This is a genomic window from Thiovibrio frasassiensis, assembly GCF_029607905.1.
Taxonomy (GTDB): domain Bacteria; phylum Desulfobacterota; class Desulfobulbia; order Desulfobulbales; family Desulfurivibrionaceae; genus Thiovibrio; species Thiovibrio frasassiensis.
Genome location: NZ_JAPHEH010000001.1, coordinates 330,112 through 353,400, shown reverse-complemented (window position 1 = coordinate 353,400; position 23,289 = coordinate 330,112). Strand labels below are relative to the sequence as shown.

The 23,289-nt window shown below is 57.8% G+C and carries 24 protein-coding genes; 8 read left to right on the top strand and 16 right to left on the bottom strand.

The features are described 5' to 3' along the window. Nucleotides 1–45: 45 nt before the first annotated feature. Together fliM and OLX77_RS01595 are read right to left on the bottom strand one after the other, a co-directional pair. Nucleotides 46–1,035 carry a flagellar motor switch protein FliM gene (gene fliM / locus OLX77_RS01600; RefSeq protein ID WP_307631835.1) on the bottom strand — a complete coding sequence of 330 codons (990 nt, stop codon included), beginning with the start codon at nt 1,033–1,035 and terminating at the stop codon, nt 46–48. 60 nt (nt 1,036–1,095) lie between these two features. Further along, entirely contained in the window at nt 1,096–1,596 is a 501-nt protein-coding gene (locus tag OLX77_RS01595; protein ID WP_307631834.1) for a flagellar basal body-associated FliL family protein, read from the bottom strand. Between the two features lie 354 nt (nt 1,597–1,950). Here OLX77_RS01595 and OLX77_RS01590 point away from each other — a divergent pair, with 354 nt between their 5' ends. The 4 genes from OLX77_RS01590 (at nt 1,951) to OLX77_RS01575 (ending at nt 5,625) form a co-directional block, all read left to right on the top strand. Further along, on the top strand, nt 1,951–2,877 hold the full coding sequence (locus OLX77_RS01590; protein ID WP_307631833.1) for a DUF362 domain-containing protein: 927 nt from the start codon (nt 1,951–1,953) through the stop codon (nt 2,875–2,877). 130 nt (nt 2,878–3,007) lie between these two features. Continuing rightward, nucleotides 3,008–3,760, top strand: coding sequence for an enoyl-[acyl-carrier-protein] reductase FabL (gene fabL, locus OLX77_RS01585; protein ID WP_307631832.1), 753 nt, complete (start codon nt 3,008–3,010; stop codon nt 3,758–3,760). Between the two features lie 10 nt (nt 3,761–3,770). Continuing rightward, entirely contained in the window at nt 3,771–4,370 is a 600-nt protein-coding gene (locus OLX77_RS01580; protein ID WP_307631831.1) for a Maf family protein, read from the top strand. A gap of 16 nt (nt 4,371–4,386) precedes the next feature. Continuing rightward, nucleotides 4,387–5,625: an EAL and HDOD domain-containing protein gene (locus OLX77_RS01575; protein WP_307631830.1), complete on the top strand. Its 1,239-nt coding sequence runs from the start codon at nt 4,387–4,389 to the stop codon at nt 5,623–5,625. On the opposite strand, the gene glyS is transcribed toward OLX77_RS01575, so the two are convergent. The 8 genes from glyS to rpoZ form a co-directional block, all read right to left on the bottom strand. Next, on the bottom strand, nt 5,615–7,690 hold the full coding sequence (gene glyS / locus OLX77_RS01570; RefSeq protein WP_307631829.1) for a glycine--tRNA ligase subunit beta: 2,076 nt from the start codon (nt 7,688–7,690) through the stop codon (nt 5,615–5,617). The genes OLX77_RS01575 and glyS overlap by 11 nt on opposite strands. Before the next feature lie 50 nt (nt 7,691–7,740). After that, nucleotides 7,741–8,508 carry a GTP cyclohydrolase, FolE2/MptA family gene (locus OLX77_RS01565; RefSeq protein WP_307631828.1) on the bottom strand — a complete coding sequence of 256 codons (768 nt, stop codon included), beginning with the start codon at nt 8,506–8,508 and terminating at the stop codon, nt 7,741–7,743. Nucleotides 8,509–8,736: 228 nt separating this feature from the next. Next, nucleotides 8,737–9,087 (bottom strand): response regulator, encoded by a 351-nt coding sequence (locus OLX77_RS01560; RefSeq protein ID WP_307631827.1) that lies wholly within the window; start codon nt 9,085–9,087, stop codon nt 8,737–8,739. 55 nt (nt 9,088–9,142) lie between these two features. Further along, a complete protein-coding gene (galT, locus tag OLX77_RS01555; RefSeq protein ID WP_307631826.1) occupies nt 9,143–10,144 on the bottom strand; it encodes a galactose-1-phosphate uridylyltransferase in 1,002 nt (333 codons plus the stop codon). 9 nt (nt 10,145–10,153) lie between these two features. Then, nucleotides 10,154–10,519, bottom strand: a complete 366-nt coding sequence (gene dksA, locus OLX77_RS01550; protein ID WP_307631825.1) for an RNA polymerase-binding protein DksA — start codon at nt 10,517–10,519, stop codon at nt 10,154–10,156. Between the two features lie 33 nt (nt 10,520–10,552). Continuing rightward, nucleotides 10,553–11,038 carry a cyclic pyranopterin monophosphate synthase MoaC gene (moaC, locus tag OLX77_RS01545; RefSeq protein WP_307631824.1) on the bottom strand — a complete coding sequence of 162 codons (486 nt, stop codon included), beginning with the start codon at nt 11,036–11,038 and terminating at the stop codon, nt 10,553–10,555. A gap of 38 nt (nt 11,039–11,076) precedes the next feature. Next, the gene (dnaJ, locus tag OLX77_RS01540) at nt 11,077–12,195 is read right to left on the bottom strand and encodes a molecular chaperone DnaJ (protein WP_307631823.1); all 1,119 of its coding nucleotides are present in this window, start codon (nt 12,193–12,195) and stop codon (nt 11,077–11,079) included. A 3-nt stretch (nt 12,196–12,198) separates the two neighbouring features. Further along, complete coding sequence (gene rpoZ, locus OLX77_RS01535) at nt 12,199–12,492, bottom strand: DNA-directed RNA polymerase subunit omega (protein ID WP_307631822.1); 294 nt, start codon at nt 12,490–12,492, stop codon at nt 12,199–12,201. A gap of 421 nt (nt 12,493–12,913) precedes the next feature. On the opposite strand from rpoZ, the gene OLX77_RS01530 reads away from it, so the two are divergent. From OLX77_RS01530 to OLX77_RS01515, 4 genes are read left to right on the top strand one after another with little or no spacing between them, the layout of a single operon-like run. Then, nucleotides 12,914–13,153, top strand: a complete 240-nt coding sequence (locus OLX77_RS01530) for a hypothetical protein (protein ID WP_307631821.1) — start codon at nt 12,914–12,916, stop codon at nt 13,151–13,153. Between the two features lie 15 nt (nt 13,154–13,168). After that, entirely contained in the window at nt 13,169–14,014 is an 846-nt protein-coding gene (locus tag OLX77_RS01525; protein ID WP_307631820.1) for a FlgO family outer membrane protein, read from the top strand. Beyond that, complete coding sequence (locus OLX77_RS01520; protein ID WP_307631819.1) at nt 14,011–14,610, top strand: FlgO family outer membrane protein; 600 nt, start codon at nt 14,011–14,013, stop codon at nt 14,608–14,610. Before OLX77_RS01525 ends, OLX77_RS01520 begins: the two co-directional genes overlap by 4 nt. Nucleotides 14,611–14,620: 10 nt before the next feature. Further along, nucleotides 14,621–15,253 carry a hypothetical protein gene (locus OLX77_RS01515; RefSeq protein WP_307631818.1) on the top strand — a complete coding sequence of 211 codons (633 nt, stop codon included), beginning with the start codon at nt 14,621–14,623 and terminating at the stop codon, nt 15,251–15,253. A gap of 127 nt (nt 15,254–15,380) precedes the next feature. Here OLX77_RS01515 and OLX77_RS01510 read toward each other — a convergent pair whose 3' ends face one another. The 6 genes from OLX77_RS01510 to OLX77_RS01485 form a co-directional block, all read right to left on the bottom strand. Continuing rightward, a complete protein-coding gene (locus OLX77_RS01510) occupies nt 15,381–16,160 on the bottom strand; it encodes an endonuclease/exonuclease/phosphatase family protein (RefSeq protein WP_307631817.1) in 780 nt (259 codons plus the stop codon). A gap of 165 nt (nt 16,161–16,325) precedes the next feature. Continuing rightward, entirely contained in the window at nt 16,326–17,501 is a 1,176-nt protein-coding gene (locus tag OLX77_RS01505; RefSeq protein ID WP_307631816.1) for a glycoside hydrolase family 5 protein, read from the bottom strand. Between the two features lie 22 nt (nt 17,502–17,523). Beyond that, the gene (locus tag OLX77_RS01500) at nt 17,524–19,212 is read right to left on the bottom strand and encodes an ABC transporter ATP-binding protein/permease (RefSeq protein WP_307631815.1); all 1,689 of its coding nucleotides are present in this window, start codon (nt 19,210–19,212) and stop codon (nt 17,524–17,526) included. A 466-nt stretch (nt 19,213–19,678) separates the two neighbouring features. Then, complete coding sequence (locus OLX77_RS01495; RefSeq protein ID WP_307631814.1) at nt 19,679–21,031, bottom strand: glycoside hydrolase family 30 protein; 1,353 nt, start codon at nt 21,029–21,031, stop codon at nt 19,679–19,681. A gap of 96 nt (nt 21,032–21,127) precedes the next feature. Then, entirely contained in the window at nt 21,128–21,904 is a 777-nt protein-coding gene (locus OLX77_RS01490) for an AMP nucleosidase (protein WP_307631813.1), read from the bottom strand. A 15-nt stretch (nt 21,905–21,919) separates the two neighbouring features. After that, entirely contained in the window at nt 21,920–23,218 is a 1,299-nt protein-coding gene (locus tag OLX77_RS01485) for an adenylosuccinate synthase (protein ID WP_307631812.1), read from the bottom strand. Nucleotides 23,219–23,289: the final 71 nt, after the last annotated feature.

Sequence of the window (23,289 nt, the reverse complement as noted above, 5' to 3'; positions counted from 1 at the left end):
TTCGCTATAGAAAGGCTCAAGGGGAACAGGGAAAGGCTTTTCGCCTCACTCCCGGTTCGGGTCAAGAACCTTTTTCTTGATGAGCAGCGCATTATTGCCGCGATGCACACCAGGGGTTCCCATGTATTTTCTTTCCCCGGCGGCAAAGGCGGGAAGAAGGTCGTCGGTCCGGCGTTCCAGCTGGATGATGTCGCCGACCACCAGTTCCATGACATCGCCGGCGGAAATGGAGGCCCGGCCGAGTTCCACCACAAACTCCACCGGAATGTTCTTGATGTTCTCGGTGAGCACGCGCTTGATGCTGATATCCTCGTCACTCTGCTCCCGCTGGAAGGTGGTCAGCAGCTTGCTTTTGACCGACTCCAGGTTGCTCATGGGGATGCAGACCGTGATGCTGCCCACGGCCCGGTCCATGTCCACATCATAGCGGCAGATGATCACCACGTCTTCGGGCTGGCAGATCTTGGCGAACTGTGGATTGATCTCGCTGCGGATGTATTGCACCTTGAGGGGTTGCAGGGAATACCATGCCTTTTCCAGATCGTTGAGCAGCAGATTCACCACCCGCCGGATGAGCCGTTGTTCGATGGCGGTGAAGTCGCGACCCTCGATGCGGATATTCCTGGTCCCGCTGCCGCCGAGAAAGTTTTCCACCAGGGTGAAAACCAGTTTGGGCTCAAGGACGATGAGGGCATGCCCGCGGAAGGGCGCCATGCGGAAGATCTGCAGGCTGCTTGGTACGGGCAGGGTACGGACAAAGGCGCCGAAGCGTTCCAGCTCAATGGGGGCGGAGGTCAGGTCGATGATCCGGCGCAGGGTGGTGGAAAGCGAGGTACGGACCGCGCGCATGAAAGCGTCGGAGATCGCCTCCATGGCCGGCATCTTGACCTGGACGATCCTTTCCTGTCGGGTGAAATCGTAGGCCTGATAGCCGAGAGCTTCCGCGTCAATGGGTTCCTCGGGCTCTTCGATCTCGCCGCCGGAAATCCCCTTGAGTAGCGCGTCAACCTCGTCCTGGCTGAGAATCTGTTCCATGGTTTTCCGCTGGGTGTGTCGTGGTTGTTTTTTTGCTGTGAACGTGCAGGGGCCAAGGGGCTACTGCACGACAAATTCCGTAAAATAAATATTCTTAATATGGTCGGGGCGCATGATTTCGTTGAAACGTTCCAATAACTCATCCCGGACCCGGATTTTGCCTTCCGGAGTCATGACTTCTTCAAAGCCAAGGCTGGTGAGCATCATGATCACCATGTCGCGGAGCTTGGGCGTAGCTTTGGTGGCCTTGTCCACCGCTTCCTTGCTTTCCAGCTCGAGCTCGATCTTGACCTTGAGGTAGCGTTTGCCCCTCGGGTCTGCCAGGTTGACGACAAAGGGTTCCATGACCAGCATTTCCCCGATCACCGGCGCAGCTTCTTTTTTTGTTTCTTGGCTGGCAACCTCTTCAACCGCCGGTTTATGGGCGAGGAATTTGTTGTAGGCGAAAAAACCGCCGCCGCCGAGGACGCAAATGCCTACGGCAAGAATGATGAAAAAAGGCAGCTTGGACTTCTTCTTCGTCTCCTGCTCTGTTGTCTCTGGGTCTTTTTCTGCAGCCATGGTCATCTCTCCTCGAGGAAAAAAAGGAAGGTCGAAACAAGGGAAGCCTTCTCTTTGGTTTGGTTGTAAAGCAAGCATTGTGCCGCGAGGCTTTTCTTGTGTATAACAGTATATGTAAATTATCGGTAATTCAATGTATTTCTAGGAAATAAGCAGGAGGAGCGGTCTTTTATTGGGGAGATATGTTCGGAAATATTTCGTCATGAATTTGACGTCAATCGGACTGAGTGTCAAAAAAATAGCAAGGATTGGCAAAAGTGGGAGAGGGGGCGCCGGGCAAGGGGTGTTTTCCTGAAGCGATTATGATGGTATCGCAATTGTTTGAAAGATTGTGGGATGTTGGCCGGAGGGGATATGGAACTGGATGCATCTGAGGTTGGTCTGGTGGCGTGCAGTCAGTATGAGCGCCGATTGCTGAAAGAGCGGGTGGAGTTGCTTTGCAACGCGCTTGGCTTTAAGATTTCCGCGGGGAGCAGGGTGCTCTTGAAGCCCAATCTGGTTTCCGCCGTACGGAACAAATCTTTGGCCTGCACCCATCCTGAGGTTGTCGCCGCGGTGGCGGAGTGGTTTCTCGATCATGGTGCGCAGGTGCGGGTTGGTGATTCCCCTGCCTTTGGCACGGCCTTGGGGGTCATGGCGGCCTGCGGCATGAGCGCGGCTCTTAAAGGTCTGCCCGTGACTCTGGTCAATTTCGACAACCCCGAACCGACCCGCCTTGCCTCGGGGTTGTCCGTTGGCGTGGCGCGGGCGGTGGGAGAGTGCGATCTGCTGGTCAATCTGCCGAAGATCAAGGCCCATGGGCAGCTCTATCTGAGCCTGGCGGTGAAGAACTATTTCGGGGTGGTGGTCGGGTTTCGTAAGCCTTGGCTCCACGCCCGCTATGGCGATGTCGCAAACCGCTTCGAGGAGATGCTGGTCGATCTTCTTGACGTGCTTCCTGGCGGGATTACCTTGGCCGATGGGGTGGAGGCCATGCATGTGGACGGGCCGGTGGCAGGCAAACCCTTTCCCCTACACCTGCTGGCCGGAGGGTTGAATCCCGTTTCCCTGGACACGGCCCTGTTGGCCGTGCTTGGTCTGCCTCCGGAAGCAAGCCCTGTTTGGCGGGAGTGTCGGCGTCGCCAGCTTGCCGGCTGCGGACTCGCGGAGCTTTCTTTTCCGCTGGCCAGGCCGGAAGAGGTTGCGGTGCAAGGATTTCAAGCCCCTTCTCGCCTCAAGCCGGTGAGCTTTCATCCCTGGCGGCTTTTGTCGGGCACCGTGAAGCGGCTCATGGCAAGATAAGGCGCGGATGGTGCAACCACTGGTTCTGCCGGAAAGTCTTCTTTACTTTCCGGCCTGAAAATTTTATCGTGGGCAGCACATTGATACGCATAAACCCTTTACGGGAACAGTTATAAAGAGGAGCAGGGATATGTACAATCTGCGGGGAAAAGTGGGCTTGGTAACCGGCAGTTCGCGGGGGATCGGCAAGGCAATCGCTGTGCGGCTTGCGGAAAACGGGGTTGATCTGGTGGTGAACTATGTGCGCCACCGGCAGGATGCGGAAGCCACGGCCCGGCTTATCGAGGAGAAGGGGGCGCGTTGTCTGGTGGTCAAGGCCAACGTGGCCAACGATGAGGATCTTCAGGGGATGTTCGCTTTGATCAAAAGCGAGTTCGGCCATCTTGATTTTTTGATCAGCAATGCCGCCTCCGGTGTCTTGAAGCCGGCGCTTGAGCTGAGCAGCCGCCACTGGAACTGGGCCATGGAGATCAATGCCCGGGCTCTGCTCTCCCTCACCCAGCAGGCTGTGCCGCTTATGAGTAAGGGGGCGAGGATCATGGCGGTTTCCAGCATGGGGGCGGTGCGGGCCGTGGAGAATTATACGGCGGTGGGCGCCTCCAAGGCGGCGCTTGAGTCGCTGGTCCGCCATCTTGCCGTGGAGCTGGGGCCCATGGGGATCAACGTCAATACCATCAGCGCCGGGGCCGTGGATACCGAGGCCTTGAAAAAATTCCCCAACCGGGAACAGATCCTTGATGGTGCCCTGCTGCGGACCCCAATGGGGCGGCTGACCACCCCCGAGGATGTGGCGGATGTCGCCCTCTTCTTATGCAGTGAACTGGCCGCCATGATTCAGGGGCAGACCATCGTCGTGGACGGTGGCTACTCGATCAGGGCCTGATTTCGATTCTATGGAAGCCTTTCAGACAGAGGAGCGACTCATTCTCGCCTCGGGTTCGCCCCGGCGGCGTGATTTTCTTGCCGAGCTGGGCCTTGTCTTTGAGGTGCTGGCAACGGAGATTGATGAGACTCCGCACTCCGGTGAGCCCCCGGTTGATTTTGTCGCGCGGCTTTCCCGGGAAAAGGCCCAGGGGGTGGATCTGCCCTCTGCCTGGGTGTTGGCTGCCGATACCGCAGTGGTGGTGGATGGGGAGATCCTCGGCAAGCCCGGCGACGCCGAGGAGGCCTGCGGGATGCTCATGCGGCTCTCCGGCCGCTGGCATGAGGTGTGGACCGGATTTTCCCTTTGGCACCAAACAACCGGGGCGCTGTGCACGAAAACCGTCTGCACCAAGGTCCGGTTCCTGACCCTCACTCCGGAATTATGCCGGGCCTATGTCCGCACCGGGGAACCCCTGGATAAGGCGGGGGCGTATGGGATTCAGGGCAAAGGGTGTTTTCTGGTGCCGGAGATCAGCGGCTCTTATACCAATGTGGTGGGCTTGCCCATGGCCGAGGTCTTGGAGGTCTTACTCCACCATAAGGTGATTGTGCTGATGGACGGTTTGTGAGAATATCAATACAATCATGAACGCCTCAGAGCCGAACATCTTCGTTGCCCGTCAGCCCATCTTCAAGAGGAATAAGGAGGTGTTCGCCTACGAACTGCTCTTCCGTTCCGGCCTGACCAATTACTTCGACCCCTTGCAGAACGGGGAAGAGGCCACCTCCAAGGTTATCACCAACAGCTTTCTCCTGATCGGCATTGCCACCATCACCGAAGGAAAAAAGGCGTTCATCAATTTCAGCGAAGAGATGCTGCTCAAGGGATATCCCTCCCTCTTTCCCAAAGAGATTACCGTGGTTGAGGTGCTGGAAACGGTGGGGGTGACGCCGGCAATCGTGCAAGCCTGCGAGACCCTGGTCGGGGAGGGTTATGTGCTGGCCCTGGATGATTTCCTCTACGAAGACCGCTTTTTGCCGCTCATCAAGCTGGCCAGGATCATCAAATTCGACATCCGCCAGATGAGTTTTGCCGAGCTTGAGCGGCAGGTCAAGGTGGTCAGTCGCTACAACGTCAAGTTGCTGGCGGAAAAAATTGAAACCGATGAGGAGTTTGAGGCCACCAAGAAGCTGGGCTTTGAGCTCTTTCAGGGGTATTTTTTCAGCCGCCCCCGTATCATGGAAGGCCGGGATATTCCGGGCTCCAAGCTCCATTACCTGCAGGTGCTGAAGGTCATTCAGGATGAGGATTACGACTTCGCTGAACTGGCCACCTTTGTCAGCCGGGATGTTTCCTTGTCTTACAAGTTGCTTAAGTATGTCAATTCAGCCTATTACGCCCGGAGGCAGAAGCTCCACACCATCGAAATGGCCGTGGCCATGTTGGGGCAGATCACCTTGAGGAAATGGCTGTCGCTGATGATGCTTTCCTACCTCGCCGAAGACAAGCCGTCCGAGCTGCTGCGATTGGCCGCCTTCCGGGGCAGTTTCTGTGAACTGATCGCCGACCAGCTTTTGGACCGACGGAGGGAGGCGGGGATGTTCCACACCGCCGGGATGTTCTCCCTGCTTCCCGCCATGCTTGATAAGAGGATGGCGGATATCCTGCCGGAGCTGGCCCTGCCGGAAGAGCTTCAGGAGGCATTGCTCTCCGGGGAGGCAACCACCTCCCTTGCCCTTACCCTTGCCCTGGTCATGGCCTACGAACGAGGCGAATGGGAAAAGGCCTCCGATCTGGCGGCAAAACTTAACCTGAACCAATACTCCCTGCCCCTGCTCTACGAGCAGGCCATTGAAATCGCCAAGGGTCAGCTTATTGATTGATCGCGTTCATCTTTGAAAAATCGCCGATCTGCAGAAAGAGCCGGGCGATGGCGGTCAGCAGATTCAACCGATTGGCCCGCACCCTCTCATCCTCCACCATGACCATGACTTCTTCAAAAAAGGTATCCACCGGGCCCTTCATTTTGAGGATCACCTCCAACCCTTTTTCGTAATCACCGGCTTCAAGCAACGGGGTCGCCTCCAGGCGAACAGTCAGAAACGCCTCGTGAAGCTTTTGTTCCGCACTCTCGGTGAGCAGTTCCGCTTGCACCGAGGTTTTGCTGTTATCCTTGATAATATTGATCACCCGCTTGAAGGACCCTGCCAGGATGGTAAAGGCTTCCTGCTTGCTTATGGCCATCAGGGCGATGATTTTCCGCTTGCAGTCGACCGGATCGTCGAAGGAGACCGAGGTGACCGCCTCGACCGCTTCGGCCGGGATACCCTGGCTGGTGAGATCATTGCTGAAACGGCCCTTGATGAATTCGAGCACGTTGCGGCGGGCTTCATCCCGGGGAACGGTCAGTTTGTCTCCATACAGGGAGAGGGCCTGGTCGACGAATTCTGCGAGGGAGAGGCGAAAGTCCATCCCGTTGAGGATGTGCAGAAGCCCCAGGGAGAGGCGGCGCAGACCGAAGGGGTCGGCGGTGCCGGTGGGAATCTGGCCGATGCCGAAGCAGCCGGTGATGGAGTCGAGCCGGTCGGCCATGCCCACCAGCGATCCCGGGATTGAGAGGGGCAGTGTGCCTCCGGCCCTGACCGGCAGGTAATGCTCCCGGATGGCCGTGGCAACCTCCGGAGCTTCTCCGCTGAGCAGGGCATAGTCCTGGCCGATGGCCCCTTGCAGGGAGGGAAACTCCCCGACCATGTCGGTCAGCAGGTCGGTCTTGGCGAGGCGGGCAGCCCGTTCGGCATGGGCCAGGTGTTGGGGGGCAAGTTTACTTGCCAGCAGCCCGGTCAAGGCGGTAACCCGCCGGGTCTTGTCGAGCATGGTGCCCAGTTTGTGCTGGAAGATAACGCCGGAAAGGTCTTCGACCCGCTCCTCCAGGGTTCGGCGCTGGTCTTCCTTGAAGAAGAAAAATGCATCCTCCAATCGCGCCCGGATCACCCGCTGGTGTCCATCGGCGGCGAGTTTCGCATCCTTGGTGTTGGTGTTGTTCACCGCGATGAAATTGGGCATGAGTGTGCCGGCGGGGTCAACCACGGCAAAGTATTTCTGGTGCTCGCGCATGGAGGTGATCAACACCTCGCGGGGCAGGGCGAGAAAGCGTTCTTCAAAGGTGCCGCAAATGGCAAAGGGCTTTTCCACCAGATTGCAGACCGTGTCCACCAATTCCTCATCCGGGAGAATCGTCCCGCCTGCCTGCTGGGCCGCCCGGGTGATTTCGGCAAGCACTGCGGCGCGGCGCTCTTTCGGCTCGACCATGACCTGGGCTGTGCGCAAAGTTTCCACGTAGTCGGAAAAACAGGTTGCCGACAAAGGGGCCCGGGCCATGAAGCGATGGCCGCGGGTGGTGTTGGCGCTGGTGATGGTGTCCAGGGTGAAGGGGACGGTCTCGCCGCCATAGACGGCGAGCAGCCACTGAATCGGGCGGGCAAAGCTGATTCGGCCTGCGCCCCAGCGCATGGATTTGGGGAAATTGAGGCTGGTAACCACCTCGGGCAGAAGATCGCTGAGGAGATCCTGGGTTTGACGGCCAATCTGTTCGACGCGGACCATGAGATACTCGCCTTTTGGCGTTGCCACGGTCTGCAGGGCCTCGACCTCGGCCCCGTTTTTTTTGGCAAAGCCGATGGCTGCCTGGGTGGGTTGGCCATTCTTGTCAAAGGCCGCTTTTTTTGGGGGGCCGAGAATCTCCTCTGTCCGGTCCGGCTGGCGTTCGGCCAAGCCACTGATCGAAACGGCAAGGCGCCTGGGGGTAGCCGCCGTGTGCAGGTTTGTATAGGGCAGAGCCAGAGCGGTGAGTCGTTCGGCGAGGAGTTTTTCCAGTTGGGCAAGGGCCGGCATGATATAGCCGGCCGGGATTTCTTCGGTGCCGATTTCAAAGAGGAGTTCGTGTTGCATGGTCAGTTTCTCGCGATAATTTTTATGGGTAGGCGGCGGTGCGGCCGTCTTCAGGCGTCGGCTATATTGTTGCCATCCTGCCATTCCAGAGAGGCAAAGGTATTGTAGCCCTGCGAAAGGTTTTCCACCAGAATGGAAAACCAGGCGATGGCCGGGTGGTTTTCAAGTTTGCGGCCAAGGGCCGTGGTAATGCTCTCCACGGAAAGAGTATACTCCATGCAGGTCTCTGGTGTGGGCCAGCAGAGATCGTGGGAGGTTACCTCTTCAACCAGCTGGATGATCTCCTCCATCCAGATGAAATGCTTGAAGCGCAGACGGATGGTGGCCCGGCCCCAGTGGCCGAGGGAGCGGGGCAATCCCTGGCCGCTCTGCGCCGGAAGGGGGGGGGAAATGGGCACCTGAATCTCCAGAATGAGATCGTCGGTTTTCTCCAGCGAGCCATGCATGGTGCAGAGGTATTCCTTCATGCCCACCGATTGGCTCTGCGCGGAAGATTTCTGTAAAAAATAGGGGAAGGTGATTTCCAGGTGGGCTGCTTCTGCCTGGAGTTTGATCTTCATTTCCTCAAGGATGCGATGAAAACTTTTCAGGTTTATCTCGCCGTGGAATCGGTTGAGGATTTCTACGAAGCGGCTCATGTGGGTGCCCTTGAACTGATGGGGCAGGTTGACGTACATGTTGACCGTGGCCACGGTCTTTTGGGTTTTCCGCGCCTTGTCCAGGACCGTTACCGGGTAGGAGATGTTCTTGACCCCGACCTTCTTGATGTTGATCCGGCGGTAGTCACGCTGGCCTTGGATATCTTTCATGTCGCTCATTGGTAAACATTCCCCAGCACCGAATCTGCTTCGCACTCTCGCGGGCTCGCTTAGCTGTCATCGGCCTGCTCATGTGCAGTAGCACACTTCAAGACCTCTTCCGCGCATCTCCGGCAGCAGCAACGCGGCGCTGAGTGGAAGCCGTCTCTTGGTGGCTCTTGGGGAACGGGTACGCTCATTGGGCAGGAGGGCGGGTGTTAGTCTGTTTTTTCTCGCTGGTCTCGGCTCTCAGGCAAGATGTTTTTTCACTGCGGCCTTGAGCTCATCCAGATTGGATGACTTAACGATGTATTCATCGGAGGCCCAGGTGGCCAGATCCTGTTTGAACTCCTGATAGGCGGAGCTGAGGATAACCGGCAGGGAGGGATTCATTTCCTTGATCTGGCGCAGGACATCGATGCCGTTGATGCCGGGCATATTGATGTCGAGAATGATGAGGTCCGGCAGAATGACCTTCAGCTGGGCCAAGGCTTCTTCCCCGGAGAGAGCGGAATGGATCTCGTATCCTTCTTCCTCAAGCTCTTCGCGGTACAGGAGATGGATGCTGTCTTCGTCGTCAACAAGCAGTATTTTTTTCATTGATCCCCCCTCTTGTCTGGCCAAGGGTAGTGAGAGTTGCTGTTTTTGTCATCCGTCAAATTGCCGCATCTTTGAGATATTGGGCTGCTTCTTCCGGCGGAATGGAGTTGATGTAAAAACCCGAACCCCATTCAAAACCGGCGATCATCGTCAGTTTGGGCATGATTTCGAAATGCCAGTGGTAATGATCAAGGGGTTGTGAACGTAAGGGCGCACCGTGCAGGACAAAGTTATACGGAACATTGGGGATGCAGGTGTCCAGGCGGCGCATGCATTCTGAAAAGATCGCGGTGAGCGCCTTGAAATGGTCATCGTCCATGGCAAGATAGGAAGAGGCATGGCGCTTGGGCAGAATCCACATCTCAAAAGGCGAACGGGGCGCATAGGGAACAATGGCGAGGAACAGTTCGTTTTCGGCCACCACCCGCTTGTTCTGGTTTATCTCCTGGCGGATAATGTCGCAGAAGATGCAGCGTTCTTTGTATTTGTAGTAAGAAAGACTTCCCTCAATCTCGGAGCTGATCATGCGTGGGACAATGGGCAGGGCGATGAGCTGGGAGTGGGAATGTTCCAGGGAGGCTCCGGCCGCGGCGCCGAAATTTTTAAAAACCATGACGTAACGGAAGCGCGGATCCTGGGCCAGATCGAGGAGCCGATCCCGATACGCCAGAAAAACCTTGATCATCCGCTCCGGCGGCAGATTGGTGAAGGTCTCGTTATGATCCGGGGTTTCGATGATGACTTCATGGGCCCCGATCCCGTTCATCCGGTCGTAGAGGCCGTCACCTTCCTTGTTGAGGCTGCCTTCGATGACGAGGGCGGGGTACTTGTTGGGCACAACCCGCAGATCCCAGCCCGGCCGATTGGCCTGATGGTCACTGGTGCTGCTGTAGTTCAGAACTTCCGGGGGGGTGGTGTTTTCGTTGCCCGGGCATAAAGGGCAGAACCCACCCCTGGTCTCGCTTTTTTCCACAATGAAATCAGTGGGCCGTTTTCCCCGTTCGGTGGAGATGATGATCCAGCGGCCAATGATCGGGTCTTTGCGCAGTTCAGGCATCGCGGTCTCTTATAGTCCTTTTTGAGCCCTTTCCTGGTTTTCTTGAAGGGTTTTGCATTCGATGCATTGGGTGGTCACCGGCCGCGCTTCCAGACGCTTGGTCGAGATCTCGTCGCCGCATTCATCGCAGATGCCGTAGGTTCCTTCGTCGATGCGTTCGATGGCCTCCCGGATCTTGGCAAGCAGTTTGCGCTCGCGGTCACGGATGCGGAGCTCGAAACTCCGGTCGGATTCGGCACTGGCCCGGTCGGTGGGGTCGGGATAATTTTCGGTGCTGTCGGTCATTTCATGGATGGTCTTTTCCGCCTCCTGCAAAAGATCCTGACTCATGCTCTCCAGCTTCTGGCGAAAATAATCAAGTTGTTCTCTGTCCACAGTCTTACTCCCTTGGTATATCTTGGGCGAGCGTTATTTGTTCCGTTGAAACGTGCCGCTTTTGCCCCCGATTTTCCTTTCCAGTCTGATGTTGTTAATGATCATGCCTTTGTCCACAGCCTTACACATATCATAAATGGTCAGAGCGGCGACCGAGACGGCGGTAAGCGCTTCCATCTCGACCCCGGTTCTGCCTGTTATGCCCACGGTAGCAGTAATTTCTATGGTGTGCGTCGAGTCATTCAGAGCAAAGTCAACAGTCACCTTGTTGATGGCGAGAGGGTGGGTAAGAGGGATCAGGTCATCGACCTTTTTGGCGGCCATGATCCCGGCGATCCGGGCAACCCCGAGCACGTCACCCTTGGCGATATTCCCTTCCTGTACCAGCTGAAACGCTTGGGGTGAGAGGGAAATGGAACCGGAAGCGGTGGCTTCCCGCACGGTTTCGTTTTTGCCGCCCACATCCACCATGCGGGCATTCCCGGATTCGTCAAAATGGGTCAGTAGATTTGCGGTCATGGGTTGGTCGCTCATTGTCGTTGTCCGGGCAGGAAGAATCAAGAATTTTCTTCAGCGAATTTGTGCAGGAACTTTTTAAAAAAGCCCTCTTCTTCTTTGCTGGGACCCTTCTCTTTTTGCAACGCATCAAACTCCGTAAGCAGTTCTTTTTCCCGCGCGGATAGTTTCTTTGGGATGACAACCTTGATCTCAACAATCATGTTGCCCGGGCTCCCGCCCCTGAGGGAGGGAACGCCTTCGCCTTTCAGGGTAAAGACCTGCTCGGGTTGGGTTCCCGCCGGGATTACCAGTTCTTTGCTGCCGTTGATGGTCGGCACCTCAACGGTGGCGCCGAGGGCGGCCTGCACCATGGTCAGGGGGAAGAGGCAGTGGATGGTATTGCCCTCCCGCATGAAGAACTCATGGGGCTCCACATGCATGATCACATAGAGGTCGCCCGGAGGTCCGCCTTTGCGGCCGCCTTCGCCCTCGCCCCGCAAACGCATGCGGGCGCCGGTGTCGATCCCGGCCGGGATCTTCAGCGAGACCTTTTTCGTTTTCTTGACCAGCCCTTCGCCCTGGCAGTCATTGCAGGGTTCGGTAATAATGGTGCCTGCCCCGTGACATTTCGGGCAGGTGGTCTGTACCCGAAAAAACCCCTGGGCATGCACTACCTGACCATGTCCCTTGCAGGTGGGACAGGTCGAGGCTTTGTGTCCGGGGCGTAAACCGGTGCCGTCGCAGGTCCAGCAGGTTTCCCGCTTGGTGATCTCTATTTCTTTTTCCGCGCCATGCACCGCATCCATGAAACTGATGCCCAGGTCGTAGCGCAGATCGTTTCCGGCGATGGGGCCCTGGCGTCTTTGCCCGGAGCGACCGCCAAACATGTCGCCGAAGACATCGCCGAAGCTTGAGAAGATGTCCTCAAAATTGCCGGGCCCGCTGTAACCGCTGTCCTTCAGGCCGGCGACTCCGTAGCGGTCATATATTTTCCGCTTTTCCAGATCGCCTAAAACTTCATATGCCTCGGCGGCTGATTTGAACTTGTCTTCAGCCGCCTTGTCCCCCGGATTCTTGTCCGGATGGTGTTTCATGGCCAGCTTGCGGTACGCTTTTTTTATTTCCTCCGCAGTCGCATCCGGGGCGACTCCGAGTCTCTTGTAAAAATCGTTTTCCATGGGCTACAGGGAGGCCTGCTCAGTCGATCCATCACCCTTCTGCACGGTCAGGACAGAGGTGTCTTCCTGTGCGGCAACCTCTTCTTTTGAGGGGGTGAAATTCTTGATGGTGGCAAAACTCACCTCGCCGGAGGCAATCTCGCGCAAGGTGGCGACAATCTCTTTGTTTTTGCATTTTACAAGAAAAGGAGCGTTCTTGCGGTGCTGTTTGACCCGTTCAACGGCAAGGTGGATCAAGGAAAAACGATTTTCATTGCCTATTTGGCTCAGGCAGTCTTCGACGGTGATGCGTGCCATAATGCAACTCCTCCTGTGGGAAGTCTCCCGTTGGGTATCGCGGTAGTATAAACTTGAAAAGTATAATCTATCCCGTCCTTTTGGCAATCATTTTTTCTCTTTGTCTCCATTATGCCCGGAATTTTCAAGGGTTATGGCGGGGTGTTTCCTGCTTGATATGCCAAGTCATGGGTGGGGATCAGCCCGGCGCTTCGAGGAAATGCGGCATGGTGGCATGGAAAATGCTTATAAACAGGGCGTGATTGTGGGAAAACGGTAAGCGAGCGGGGTGGAACAGAAAAAAATTCCTTGTTCGACCCGAGTTTCGGCGTCTCCATGGGGACAAACCGGAAAAAAATTCCCAGGCCCGATTGCGGGAAACATCGTCATATTATTGACGGAATAACGCTATTCGGTGACGCAAGACCACAGAGGAGAGAATATGCGGAAAATCATGGCGGGGGTATTGCTCATCAGTTGTTGTGGGTGTTCCGGCGGAATGTACAGCGATCTGGTCGAGGTTGAAATGCGGGTTGCCACGCCGATGTTTGGCGAGGGGCAGCGCGTGCCCGTGGTGTACCCCGGCAAAAGCGGCGCTTCGGGGGATCCCATGGTTCAGGCCTTTGGTCCGTCATGGCGGAGCATGGAAAAGGACTATCCCGGCTATAATTTTAATCCCTGATAGGGGGAGGCGAAAATGATGATCATGAGAGTGCTTGCGATTTTTCTGGCGTTGGCAGGTGGTGTAACTCCCGTGCTGGCCGATGATAGCCCCCAGGGGGCAATGGTGCCGGCGCAACAGAATCCCACCCCGGCCTATCGTCCTTATTTCTATAATTATCCCCATGCGATCCCGGCGGATTATGTCTTCCGCACCGGTCGGGTTTTTTCGCCGCGGAATATGTCTCAGTCCTTCTTGGCCGGGGCAGGGCAGTCTGGCGGAGCACCGGCAGACGGTGCGGGGCAGGGGGCGGCCCTGCATGCCAAGATCAACCAGCTGGGCAAAGCGCTCATGGCCAATGCCAGCGAGGTGGTGGCCGATGAGTATGTGGTGGCGGTGAGCACCTTTGTCAGTCTTGACAATCTCTATGCGACCTCATCCCTGGGGCGCTTTCTGGGTGAGGAGCTGCTTGCCACCTTGCAGCAGGCCGGGTTGGAGGTGATTGAGGTGCGCAAAACCCCGGGCATGATGGTGAGTCCTTATCATGGGGAGTACGCCTTGTCCCGGAGCATGGATGAGATCAGCCTGGTGCAGGCGGCTCAGGCGGTGGTGGTGGGAACCTATGCGGTGGCAGGGCAGGAAATCTTTATCAATGCCCGGCTGTTGCGCAATGAGGATAACAGAATTCTTTCCTCCGCCAGTCTGGTTTTGCCCATTGACGCGATGACCGCCAATCTGCTGGCTAACGAAAGCATGCCTGCTTCGACCCGGACCTCGCAGGTTGGGATCCGGCAGTTTCAGGAAGAGGGGACTGTCCCGCCGGCACCAAAAAAGACCACGAAAAAAACGGCCAAGCGCTCAACCCAAAAAGGTGGCTCATGAAAAGCTTGAAAATCTTTGCTTATCCAGGACTGTCCCTCTTGTGTGGGTGTCTGCTGTTTTTGGGCGGCTGCGTGCCCCAGGCGAATACCGGCGGCACCGCCTCGGTGGTCACTCCTGATTTTTTCGGGGTGGGGGAGGAGTTGGCCCTGCAGTTGACCTCCGGGATGCGGGGCGCCGGGGGGGGGCAGCGGCTGATCCTGACCACGGTGGTTGATCTCGACAATTTGTACACCACCACCCGTTTCGGCCGGACCCTGACCGAAGCCCTGTCCACCAGTCTGTTTCGCCACGGCTTCGGCGTGGTGGAGATCCGCAAGTCCGCCGAGTTGCTCATCCGGGACAACCGGGGGGAGTTGATGCTCACCCGGGACGCCAAGCTTCTCGCCAAGCAGCAAAAGGCGGCGGCCATTCTCACCGGCACCTATTCGTTGACCCCGACCACGGTGATCCTCAACCTCAAGCTGCTCGATGCCGGCTCCCAGCAGGTGCTTTCCGTGGCAGGGCTTGAGTTGCAGCGCAGCCGCAATATCAATCATTTGCTCGCGGCAGGAGGCGGCGTCCTTGGTGATTCCCTGCTTTCTGCCTACGAGCGTTGAGGAGAACGGTATGCAGAAAACTTTCGTGGGCGTGCTTCTGGTTCTCCTTCTGAGCGGATGTGCTTCTCCCCATAAAAACTGGGCCAACCAGCCGGTGGAGGTCAAAAAGAACTCGCCGGTGGTTTTCATTCATCCGGATATGAACACCTATCAGGAGGCGACCGTGGGCGTCCTCCCCTTTCAGATGCCCGACAATATGACGCAGGAACAGGGGGAAGGAGTGGGCATGCTTTTCAAGGATGTCCTCTTGGGCAAACAGGCGTTCCCAAAGGTGGTTCGCCTTGCCGAGCCGTATCGGGACATGGAGGAGGCTCTCGCCCTTGGCCGGAAGGCAAAGGTTGATCTGGTCCTGGCTGGCAAGGTGAACTATGCTCTGGAAGGCACCCAGTTTGGCGGAGGACGGGTTGAGGTGGCAACCCGGTTGCTCAATGTGCATACCGGCAATACAGTCTGGTATATCGAGCAGTCCATGGATCAGCCCGTCGCCTATCCGAAAAGCAGTACCTTCTCCCGCTTTGTCGCCGCTTTTAACCCACCTGAGATCAAGCCCTCCCAGGCTGGTCCGGTGATTCCCAATATGTTGGCCCAGGTTGCCTTTGACATGGCCGAGGTTATGGCTGGGGCCAGATCGGTCAGTCGCTGATAGAGGGAACTTGTGTTGGGGGCAAAGGGCGCAACCTGAAAGGTCGTGCCACGGGAAAAAATTTTCCAAGATTTTTTGGGCTGTCGAGATCGGCGGGTTTCCTGCATCGGCGAGTGACGGACAAGCTCTAAGCCTTCCAGTCGAGCACTGCCGTTATGGGGTAATGATCCGAGGGGAAGAGGTTGCCTTGGCGGGAACGGTCGATCTGTGCATCAAGGACCCGGAAATGGTCGGAGACCAGAATCCAGTCAATGGCTGCCATTTCCTCCTGTCTCCCATAACCATGAAAGGTGGCCTCATCTTCCTCGTTTGGCTGGATTTGCCGTAATGCGTCGATCAGCGTTCCATCGCCGGTCAGCAGGCGGTATGCGTTTGAATCCTTGTCGGCATTGAAATCGCCGGTCACGATGAGCGCGGTATCCTGGCGGATCTGGTCGAGCCATTGGCGCAGGGCGCGGGCGTCTCCCTCGATGGCCGTTGGTTCGTAGTCGAAATGGGTGTTGACGTAGGTGAGCACCGACCCGGTCCGCCGGCAGGAGAGTCTGGCCCAGCTCACCGTTCGTGGATAGTTGCTTTGCCAACTCATGCTGCCGGAAATCTCCGGGGTTTCACTCAGCCAGAAGCATCCCGTATCGAGCAGGTGGAAGGGTGAGCGGCGAAAGAGCAGGGGTGCCATCTCCAGCGCCGTGCCTCCGGGGCCGCCCCGATGGACGCCGAAGAAATGGTAGTCCGGCAGGTTGGCGCGGACAAACTCGGCCTGCTCGGTATCCAGGCATTCCTGGAGGCCGATGAGGTCGGGCCCGAAGGCGTGGATTCTTTCCAGGGCAAAGGACTTGCGGCGGTCCCAGTGGTTCTCGCCGTCGTCGGCCAGGCCGACACGGATGTTGAAGCTCATCACCTTGATCATGGCCGGGCTCTCCTGCGGTAAGCGATCACAGGGCACCACATTTTGCGGCGATCGGTCCGGCTCACGTACCTGATGTACGCATCGCCATCCCGCTTGCCGCAAACCGCGGCACCCTGTGACCGCTTGTGTTATGGACTACCCCGTGATCGGTTCCTGCGGTCGGGTTTATGGCTGCTTGGCCCGTTCCAGGGTTCCTCGGATGCCAGAAAACTGCTCCGGCTGCCCCATATTGGGAAAGAATCCTTGATCCACGCAGTCGCGATAGCACCATTCCGGAGCAGTCTCGGTCCGGTAAGTCCAGAAGAACCAGCCGGCGTATTTTTCGAAGGTCAGCACTTGGGCCGAGGCGTAGCCGCGATAGGCCGCCGACATCTGAAAGAGATCCATTTCCTCCAGGGCATGATTGAACGGCCCCTCCGCCCAGAGGGAGACCATCTTCAGATCGAGCCCCAGGCTCCATTCCCCGCAATACACCTGATAGCCCGACTCGCGGATGATCTCGTCCGCTTCGTCGCGCCAGTCCACGGCGGACTTACGGAGGTGACCGAAGATGTCCAGGCTGGTGTCGTAATCCATAAAGCATTGATAGCGGTGGATATCGATGGCCACGTTGCGAAACTCCGGCTCCAGGAGAAACCCTGCATACTCCCGGAAGCTGCGGAAGCCGTCGTGGAACACCACCGTCACCCGCTCGGGCGGGCAGTGGCGGCGGATGCGTTGGTAGGCCTCGAGGTTGAAGCGCTTCAACAGCTCGGTGGGGATATCCCAGCGCGGTTCATTGAGCGTCTCAATGCCGTGCAGCGTTGGCTGATCTCCGTACCGCTCGGCCAACCGTTCCAGCAGAGCCAGGGAGTGTTCGATGTATTCCTCGCTGGTGTGCCACTCGCAAACGTCGAGGATGCCGCCGTTGTCAAAGCCGTTCTGGCATCCCGGCGCGGCATGGAGGTCGAGAACCACCCGCAGGCCGAACTCCCCGGCCCACTCAAAGACCTTGTCGACGATGGCAAGCCCCCCTTCCACAAAGGGATAGCGCGCCTCCTGATAGCTGCGGTGGTAGGGATAGTCCTTGCCGAAGAGCCAGTGGCCGACCGGCAACCGCACGGCATTGATGCCGGCACTTTTCAGCCAAGCGAAGTCGTCGCGGGTGATGAAGGTGTTCCAGTGCTGGTGCAGGCGTCGGGTTGCCTCGGCCTCGCCCAGCTCGACGCAGTAGGATGTTTCGTCGGTGGCGTTCAGCCCCTCGAATAGACTCGGGGTGATCCATTTTTCCAACACCAGCCAGCCGCCGAGATTGACGCCGCGCAGTTTGCTGCCGGATTCGTGCACAGTTTTGGTAGTCATCGTTGGTCTTCCTTAAAGGTTTTCACAGGGCCAGGCGTCGTGCATAGAAAGCCTCGCCGTTTGGCAGATGGGAAATCGCAAGCAGCGTGGAATCGGGGAGCTGTTCGGAGATCAGGCGCAGCATCCGTTCCTCTTCTCGGGGGTCCAGGGAGTCGAAGGCCTCCTGCAGGAAAATCCACTGGGGCCGGTTGAGCAGCAGGCGCACCATGCCCAGGAGTTGTTGCTCTCCCCGGGCCAGGGTGTGGGTCCAATTGTCCTGTTGATCGAGTTGGTCGATCAGGTGTTCAAGGCCCACCAAACGCAGCGCCTGTTCGAGTTGTTCCTGGCTGAAAACCCGGCGGGAGGTTGGGTAACATATGGCGTTGCGCAGGGAGCCGGTGGGAAGATGCGGTCGAGGCGGCATGAAAAAGAGGCGGCCTTGGCTGGGGAGTTCGATGACGCCGCTGCCCCAGGGCCTTACCCCGGCAATGGCGCGAAACAGCTTTGCCCCGGTGTAAGGGTTGCCGGTGATCAGCACATGTTCGCCCTCGCCGATCTCCATATTGATGTTCTTGGTCAATGTCGGCCCCTCGTATTTGGCGATGCTGAGGTTGCGGAGGGCCAACACCGGCCGCTCGGAGTTTCTCACCTGAATCCAGTGATCCGGTCGTGCCAGCTGCTCGTCCACATTATCCAACACCTTGAGAAGACTCAGAACGCGTTCCACCGAGGCACGCCATTCCGCGATTCCCCCTACGTTGCCGACCGGCCAGGAGAGGGCGCCGACCATCTGCTGGAACGCCTGGGCGGCTTGCATCATTGCCCCCAGGGAGATCATCCCCAGGATGTAACGGGGGGCGGAGATCAGGATCGGAAAGGCCATGTTCAATGAGGCATAGCCGGTACTGAAGATTTGAATATTTCGCCATGCCGTGGTTTGCGTGTTCCATACCGTGCGGAGCTTGCAGAACAGCTCACGAAAAAGATGCCGTTCATAGCTGTTGGCATGGATCAGCGCGATGGCCTGGCTGTTTTCCTGCGCCTCCAGCAGGCTGGCGCGGAAGTCCGCCTCCGCCGACTGCCGGGCGTTGGTGGCCGCGGTCAGGGGCAGACTCACCCGCCAGCCAAGCCAGGAGGCCAACGCCGTATAGATGACCGCGATCCAGACCAGATGCCCGTAAATGGGGAGTTGCCATGCGCCCACTTCGAGCGTCACCACCCCGGAGCGGGCCCAGAGCACCTGCGAGAAGCCGATCAGCAGCAAAATGCAGTAAAACAGCGAGTGGCCCAAGGCGACCGCCGACTCGCTGGCGACGCGGCAATCCTCGGCAATACGCCCATCCGGGTTGTCGTGTTCGCCCGGGAGATGGGAGATCAGATAGTGGCGGCCATCATGCATCCAGCGGGAGATGACATGGTCCGTCAGCCAGTCGCGCCAATAGATCTGCAGGTTGCGCTTGATGGCCAGGTGCGATCCGGTCACGGCCATGTCGGCGACAAAGATGATCGCCAGTACGCCGATCTGGGTGATAAGGCCGCGCATGGAGTGCTGCTCCAAGGCGTTGAACAACGCGGCGCTCCATTGCGTCACCACCACCGCCAGGATCATTTGCATCACGGTCAGGAGCGCCAGGAGGAAGGTGGTGCCCCGAATTTTCAGTTTTTGCTTCGAGGACCAAAACAGCTTCGACAGGCGAAGAAATTCAACGAGAAAATCGAGGGATTTAGGCATCTGGGCTCAGGGAGTACTGGTGAAAGTGACGCCAATCAGCGGCGATGGAACCTTTGGCGCGGTCAGCGAAAGGCGATGGCTGCCAGGCTGAAGACATCGTGCGTGTGGTTGTCCTCGCGCATTGTCTCGGCGGGGAGAAATCGTATTTGCAGGTCATAGGGCTATAAAAAAAATGTTTTTCCGTAAGCGGTCACAGAGCACCACATTTTGCGGCGATCGGCCCGGCTCACGTACTTGATGTACGCATCGCCGTCCCGCTTACCGCAACCTGCGGCACCCTGTGGCCGCTTGTTCCGTGGTTTTCGCTGTTTCGTGACCTGCCCCGTGATCGGTTTCGTTTTTCCGGCTGGTATCGGGCCATATCAATCCGTCCAACCCCCCTTGTCAATTCCTACAGAAAGCCTGTGACTCCGTCAACATCTTCTTGCGAGTGATGTAAAAAACATCGCCCCGCGTGACAGCTTACTTATCCGGAAAAATTGGCAAACCGTAAGGTCATGATGGAATGGGGCGGACTGATCGTGCGGGCAGCCCGATCGTGGTATCGCAGCGTAAAGGGCACCGCTTGCTCCGTGCGATTCATCACCACGACGGCGATTACCCCATCCGGATTGAGGAAGGCGGTTGTCTCGAGTGCATCGGTCGTGCCGGCGTGCAGGATGCGTTCGGCGCCGGGGCGGATGTAGCGGGAGAAATGGCCGAGATAGTAGAAGGAACTTTGATACAGGGGCAGGCCTGCCTGGGTATCCACCAGGATGGGCGCGCTGCAATAATTGCCGACATGATTGGGGCCGCCGCTCGCATCCAGCATGAGATTCCAATCCACCCAGGCCACGGTCCAACGGTTCAGGTCATTGATGAGCGAACGCCCGTAGCGCTCGCCCACGGTCCATTCGCCCGTGTGCGGGCCGCCTTCCTGGCACCCTTCGCTGAAGAGCAGTCGTTTGTCCGGAAAGGCTTCGTGCAAGGCGGTCAGATTGTCGAAATGATCCCCCATATACCAGTGAAAAGCCGCACCCCAAACGTATTGCGCAGCCTGGGGGTCATCGTACACCACTCTGGCGCGCTCGTAGATCCCATCACGGTTGTGGTCCCAAATCATCAGCTTGAGATGGTCCAGCCCCTCTTTCCGTAAGGTCGGCCCCAGATAATCGCGGACAAAATCGCGCTCTTCCTCGGCGGAGTACAGGCAGGAATCCCAGGATTGGCTCGCTTCCGGTTCATTCTGGACGGTAAGGCCCCAGAAGGGGATGCCTTCTTTTTCATATTCCCGAATGTAGCGGCAATAGTATCGCGCCCAGACATCACGGCATTCCGGGAGTAATCGGCCGCCGCCATTCATCTGCTTGTTCGTCTTCATCCAGGCCGGCGGGCTCCAGGGGGAAGCGAACAGCTTCAAGCCGCCGCTGAGACGCAGGGCCTCCTTGAGCATGGGCACAATAGCGGCCCGGTCACGGGCAAGGGAAAAGTGTTGCAGGGCAAAGTCGCCATCCACTGCATCATGGGCGTAATTTCCCAGGGCGAAATCGCAACTGTTGATATGCGTCCGCCCCATGCTATACCCCAGGCCATTTTCCGGGTCGAAGTATGCCCGCATGACTTCGGCTTGCTTTTCCGCAGGGAGTTTTTGCCAGGTAACGGCAGCCGCTTCGGTGAATGCTCCGCCGAAGCCTTCCATCTTCTGGAAGCGCTTGCGCGGATCGATGGTGATGGTGGGGGTATCCGGTCGTGATGCTTCAAAAAACACGGGGGGCTGTTCGCTCAGGCGGGCTGGGGTGTCTTTGGCGGTCAGCGAGATGTGGACGATCTGACGGGACATGCATTTCTCCGAAGGAAGTATCTCACGCCACGCAATGTGGGTTCAGACGGCAAGGGGCTCAGGAGGGGAGTGCCCTTGTCGGTATCGTCTCGGGGGTCAACCGAGCGGGGCTTTTCTTTCCAGGCAGGCGGTTTCCATGACCTTGAGTCCCATCTGCAGGTGTTCCTGGGTGTAGGTGAGAAAGATCTCCTCGGCGCTGTCCTTGCTCTTGATCCCCCCTTTTTTCAGGGGCAGGTCCGAGACCAGCATCATGGCGCCGGTGGGGACATTGAGGGCATAGCCCACCGCGAACAGGGTGGCGATCTCCATGTCGATGGCCATGATCCGGTGTTTGCGGATGTATTCGATGAATTCGGGGTCAAACTCCCACATCCGGTAGTCGGTGGTCATCAGGATCCCTGATTTGGGGAGCATCTTCAGTTCGCTGGTGATGACCTGTTCGCAGATGCGGTTGAGGTGGATCGAGGGCAGGGCCGGGACATCCTTGGGCAGATAATGCGGGCTGGTGCCCTCGTCCCGGATGCTGGCGGTGGGAATGATGATGTCGCCGATCTCCAGTACGTCGTCGATGCCGCCGCACATGCCGAGCATGAGTACGCATTTGATATCATCGAGAAAGGAGAGGCAGTGCATGACAATGCCCGCCGAGGGGGAGCCGACCCCGTGGTTGATGATGCTCAGGTCCCGCTTGCGGTCATGGACCACGCTCCAGTGCCCGCGTTGGACCGGATTGCCGGTGATGCGGGCAAAATCGTCGATGTAGCGGTGGAAGTTGCAGAGCAGAATGTGGGAGCCGAAGTCCTTGACGCTGGAGCCGGTGTAGCGCTCCAGGGTGTGCCGGGCGTAACTGTCGGGCCGCAGCTCTGTGCTCATGCCTGTTCCTTCTGGTTATTTTTGGAAGGGGTTGTTGAGGAGCATGGTCTGCTCGCGGCCCGGGCCCACGGATAAAATGTAGGCCGGGGTCTCGGTGAACTCTTCGATGCGCTTCACGTAGTCACGGGCCTTGGCCGGCAGATCTTCGACGCTGCGGGCCTGGGTGATCTCTTCGCTCCAGCCGGCGAGGTCCTCGTAGATTGGCTGCATCTTGGCATAGGTCTTGATATTGCCGGGCATGGCGTTCAGTGTCTTGCCGTCCGCTTCATAGCTGGTGGCAAGTTTCAGGGTCGGCTGACCGCTTAGGACATCGAGTTTGGTGATGGCCAGACCGTTGATGCCGTTGAGCCGTACGGCTTCGCGGGCAATAACCCCGTCCAGCCAACCGCAGCGGCGCTTGCGGCCGGTGGTGGCACCGAATTCCCCGCCTTTTTTCTGCAACTCGTCGCCGGTGGGGTCAAACAGTTCGGTGGGGAAAGGGCCTTCGCCGACTCGGGTGGTATACGCCTTGAGGATACCGATGACGCAGTCGATGTGGGAAGGGCCGAAACCGCTGCCGGTACAGGCGTTGCCGGCGATGGTGTTCGATGAGGTGACAAAGGGGTAGGTGCCGTGGTCGATGTCCAACTGGGTGCCTTGGGCGCCTTCAAAAAGGATGTGTTTGCCCGCCTTGCGCCCATTGTCCAGGGCCACGGAAACGTTATCGATATAGGGTGCGAGCCGGTCCGCGTGTTGCATGTATTCGTCGTACACCGCTTCGGGGGCAAGCGGATCGGCGTTGAATTTCTTGCTGAAAAGAAAGTTCTTTTCCTCGAGGTTTTCGCGGATTTTTTCCATGAGCGAGGGGGCGTCCAGCAGATCTCCTGCCTTGATGCCCTTGCGGAGGATCTTATCGCCGTAACAAGGGCCGATGCCCCTCCCGGTGGTGCCGATCTTCTTGCCGCTGGCCAGGGCCGATTCGCTGCAGGAGTCGAGCAGCCGGTGGTAGGGCATGATCAGGTGGGCGCGCTCGCTGATCATCAAGCGCTGCGGGTTAACCGGCAACCCGCTGGCCGCGAGCTTGTCCATCTCTTCCAGCAAAACGCCGGGGTCGAGGACCACCCCGTTGCCGATGAAGCACATCTTGTTCTCGTAGAGGATGCCGGAGGGGATGAGGTGGAAGACGTACTTTTTGCCCTCCACCACCAGGGTGTGGCCGGCGTTGTTGCCGCCTTGAAAGCGCACCACGAAATCGGCGTGCTCCGTCAACAGGTCGACGATTTTTCCCTTGCCTTCATCTCCCCATTGCGTTCCGACAATCACCACATTGGCCATCTTGCTTTTCCTCCGCAATCATCCGAAAAAAGGTTGCACGCGAGCCGCCTAATGGGGCCGCATTATATTTC